This window comes from Desulfuromonas sp. (assembly GCA_002869615.1).
Lineage (GTDB): Bacteria > Desulfobacterota > Desulfuromonadia > Desulfuromonadales > UBA2294 > BM707.
The window spans coordinates 1-4,223 of sequence record PKUH01000002.1; the positions used below are offsets into that span (position 1 = coordinate 1).

Annotated in this window: 3 protein-coding genes; 1 reads left to right on the forward strand and 2 read right to left on the reverse strand. The window is 53.2% G+C overall.

The window, feature by feature from the left end; all coding sequences use genetic code 11:
• The first annotated feature begins 25 nt into the window (after positions 1 to 25).
• Positions 26 to 1,924: a long-chain fatty acid--CoA ligase gene (locus C0623_00585; GenBank protein ID PLY03744.1), complete on the forward strand. Its 1,899-nt coding sequence runs from the start codon at positions 26 to 28 to the stop codon at positions 1,922 to 1,924.
• A 90-nt stretch (positions 1,925 to 2,014) separates the two neighbouring features.
• On the opposite strand, the gene C0623_00590 is transcribed toward C0623_00585, so the two are convergent.
• Both C0623_00590 and C0623_00595 read right to left on the reverse strand, forming a co-directional pair.
• Positions 2,015 to 3,136 (reverse strand): hypothetical protein, encoded by a 1,122-nt coding sequence (locus C0623_00590; GenBank protein PLY03742.1) that lies wholly within the window; start codon positions 3,134 to 3,136, stop codon positions 2,015 to 2,017.
• 24 nt (positions 3,137 to 3,160) lie between these two features.
• Positions 3,161 to 4,223, reverse strand: a 1,063-nt coding sequence (locus C0623_00595; GenBank protein ID PLY03743.1) for a (Fe-S)-binding protein, incomplete at its 5' end; no start/stop codon positions are given.

Here is a 4,223-nt window from a genome sequence, read left to right on the forward strand (position 1 = left end):
AAAAAAGATTCTCAAAGGAGAGAAGATGCCGGAAACGAGGGAATTACGGACACTGCACGATATTCTGCTACGTGCCAACCGGCGCCGGCCGAACAACGATGCGTTCATCTACCGGATCGGAGGCGACGAACAGGTCGTCACCTACCGTAAATTCTACGAAGATGTTCTCCTGCTCTCCCGGGCGTTTGCTGACAAGAAGGTCGGCAAGGGGAGCAAAGTCCTCCTGCTCTCCGACAACCGCTACGCCTGGATCGTCACCGACTTTGCCCTGCTTGCCCTTGGCGCAATCAGCGTTCCCCGCGGCAGCGACACACCGACCCGCGAACTCGACTACATTATCGACCATTCCGGCTGCGACTATCTGGTTGTCGAAACCCGGAGCCTGCTCGATAAACATAGCGAACTGTTTTCGCAGACGAAACTACGCAACATTTTTCTCATCGAGGGTGAAAGGGGTCACAAGCTTTTCAGCAATCTCTACACCTACAACGAGTTGATGAAAGACCGGACCATCACCCCCGAAGATATCGAGGAGTTTGAAAGACATGGCGAAAAACTTGAGTCCGACGACATCTTCACCCTGATCTACACCTCGGGAACCACCGGCAATCCGAAAGGGGTCATGCTGACCCATCGCAACGTCATGTACAACGTCGAGAAAATCCCGCTTATCGTCAATCTTGAGCCGGACGACTACTGGCTTTCGGTTATGCCGACCTGGCATATTTTTGAACGGGCGGCCGAGTACATGGCGATCGCCAGCGGCGGATGTACTGTCTACTCGTCGGTGAAAACTTTTGCCGAGGACCTCCAGTATTACAAACCAACCCTGGTCTGCTCGGTGCCGCGTCTCTGGGAAGCGCTCTACTCCAGAATCAATGCCGCCATTGAGGAAAAAGGGGCGGGCAAAGCCCGCCTGTTCCGTCTCCTGCTCAAGGCCTCAGCAGCCTATCGGCGCAACCGTCGACTGCTCAAGAACCAGCTGCCCCGCTTCCGCAAAGACTACATCCTCAACACCTTGCCGTGTAAATTCCTGGCAGTTGTCAAGCTTGTGTTGCTCGCGATCCCCTACCGGATTGCACAAAAGAAGTTCATCCTCGTTCAGGAGAGATTCGGCGGCCAACTCCGTCTCGCCGTCAGCGGCGGCGGCAGCCTGCCGAAATATCTCGACGAATGGATCGACGCTCTGGGCATCCGGATTGTCAATGCCTACGGCATGACCGAATGCGCCCCGGCGATCGCGGCGCGCGGACTCAACTGCGAGATTTTCGGCACTCTCGGTCCGGCCCTGCCGGGCACGGAAATACGCATTGCCGATGAACATAACCAGCCGCTTCCGGCCGGCGTCGAAGGAGAAATCCAGGTCAAAGGGCCGCAGGTCATGCCCGGCTATTATAATAATGACGTTGAAAACGCCAAGACCTTTACCACCGACGGTTTCCTGAAAACAGGTGACCTCGGGAAGATGACCATCAGTAATGAACTGCTGCTCACCGGCCGAGCCAAGGAGATCATCGTTTTGGCCAGCGGTGAAAACATTGACCCTTCGCGCATCGAAGGAGCGATTACGATGCTCCCCTTCGTCAAGGATGCTGTCCTGGTCGGGCAGGACCGTAAAGGCTTGGCGGCATTAATCGTTCCTGATTTTGACAAGCTCAAGGAGTTTGCGCGTGAGAAACTGCAGCGTTCAAAGGAGAATGACGACGAATTGATTCAGGATCAGGGTCTGGTCGACAGGACCCGGCAGGAAATCAATAAACTGCTCCATCCGAAAGACGGGTTCAAAACCCATGAACGGCTGATGAATCTCCGCTTCCTCGACAAGGAATTCACGCCGGGTGAAGAACTAACCAACACCCTGAAGAAGAAACGGCACGTCATCGAACGCAAATACCATGAACTGATCGAAAAACTTTTCTCATAGAGCAATCCGCATATAAACAAACGAACCGGAACTGGATTACGTTTCGCTGCTGTTGCGGGCCGACCTGCTACCTGATCCAGCCCGGCATTCCTACAACGACTCAAAAACCGACCGGTCAATCTTCCTGAAAAAAATCGGTGGATTGACTACATCGCCGTACTGATCAAGCGAAAAGTCCTGCAGAACCCCGGGGAAATCATGTATTCCCAGCATGGCCTTTTTCATCTCCTCACCCTGCAGTTTCTTCTTTAACGCTCGCAATGCAAGATGGGTCGCATCATAAGCATGAGCCGCAGGAAAAGTCGGATCGTCGAAAAATCTGGTGCGATGCGCTTTCAGGAAATGTCCGACCTCTTTTCTCTTCTTGTGAAAATCAACACTCTGGACAACGGTCAGGCCTTCAACGCTGTCTCCACCATAGGTAATCAGTTTGCCGCTGAAAGACCAACCGGTCGCGTACTTCGGGATATTCAAGTCGAGTTTTGCAGCCTGCTGGCAGATCAAGGCCGTATCGATTGAATTAGCAAGTATCAGCAGACCATCCGGTGAATCATCGAGTAGCGACTTGACAAGTTCATAAAACAAAACAGCACTGGCGGTTTTGAATGGGACAGGAATAACCGAGTGGCGATCATCGGCAAAATCCTCTGAAAAGACCCTGAGCCAATCTTCGGTGTAAGCCCGATTTTCAACATCATACAAAACTGCTATCTTTTCCAGCCCGAGGTTGCTGACATGCCCGGCCATAGCGGCCGCTGCTTGCGAATTGGCGTAATAAACCCGAAAAAAATAATCATCAATCCCGATCAGTTTATTGGTACTGACCGTCGGGCTGACCAGTGGGATTTTCGCATCATTCATGATCGGCACAATGGATACGGCTATTTGGCTTGTCATCGGACCGACAGCAAAAGCAACCTGTTCCGCAACCAATTTCGATGCGGCGCGCTTTGCTTTTTCAGGATCAAGCCCGGTATCGACAATTATCGGTTCAAGTTGATGCCCCGACAAACCACCGGCGGCATTAACCTCTTCCACAGCCAGTAAAAAACCGTCGCGCCCGGCGGCGCCAAGACCGATTGATCGACCGGTCAGACAACCAATAAAGCCGACCTTTACAGGCTCCTTATGCCTTTCACATCCGGTTGAGAACAGGGCAATCAGGATGAAAAAGGTGACAGCACAGACTGTTTTCATATGATTGTTCGGCAAACCGACCTCTCCTGAAACTGCGTCCTAACGTCCACACAAAGCACCGATATATCGCGAACCGACCTGCTCGCTGGCCAGAATCTGCTTGACTGGCGGAAGCTTGAGAATCACCCCGAGCACCGCCGCCAGGGCCCGGTGGCTGAACAGGACCTGGTTGTCAAAAATCAAATTCTGAAGCTTGCCACGCTCAATCGCCAACAAAACAGCTTTATGGGTAGAATTGACCGGAGTAATGACCTTCCTGGCACGCCCGACCATCGATAGCGAGCCACGCGGACAATTGCGAACGCAAACACCGCAACCGAGGCAGAGGTCATGAGCAATGACCGCCTTTTTCCTGCCGAATCCGTTTTCACCATCACTATCCAGCGAGATCACCTTGACCGGGCAGACCGGAATGCAACGGCCGCAACCGGTACAGGAAGCATCGACCTCGGCCAGATATTGACTGGTATGGACCGGATGCATCAGGCCGAAGCGCTGGGCTGCGAGCATCGCTTCGCAGCAACACGGGCAGCAATTGCAGATGAAGTTGACTCCCTTTTGCACATTCTCACCGAACTGAACAAGGTTTTGTTCCCAGGCCTTGTGCAGCAACTCCAGGCATTCCACCTTGTCGATCCGGCGGGTCACGTCATGTCGATTGAGCGATTCGGCCACCGTATTAAACGTCATGCAGATGTCCATTTCGGCATCGCAGGCAGTTCCCTGATGCTGCTTCTTGTGCCGGCAGTAACACATGCCGACGCCTATTTCTCGCGCCGACTCGATAACTTCGGTCGCCCGTTCAAAATCGAGAACATGCAATGCCTGTTCACCGGTCAGGACCGGCTCCTGAACAAAAACCCGTCCAAGCTGTGTTTTGCCGGTGACAAACAGAGCTTTAATAAAATCCTCCTCGACGGTAATATATTGTTCATACAGTTCGGAGAGAAGCTTCTGATCGAGATCATCACGCGTCCGCATCAGGGCAAACTCGAAGAACCCGGCCATTGGCGGCGGCAGCACATATTCCATCCGGCCATCGACTTCCATATCGACCAGCAATGCCCGATCTGCCAACGCCTGCAGAACCGTCTCCGCTTCG

Coding starts and splice junctions, on each gene's coding strand:
- C0623_00585 (PLY03744.1), top strand. CDS start 26: ATGCCGGAAACGAGGGAATTACGGACACTGCACGATATTCTGCTACGT.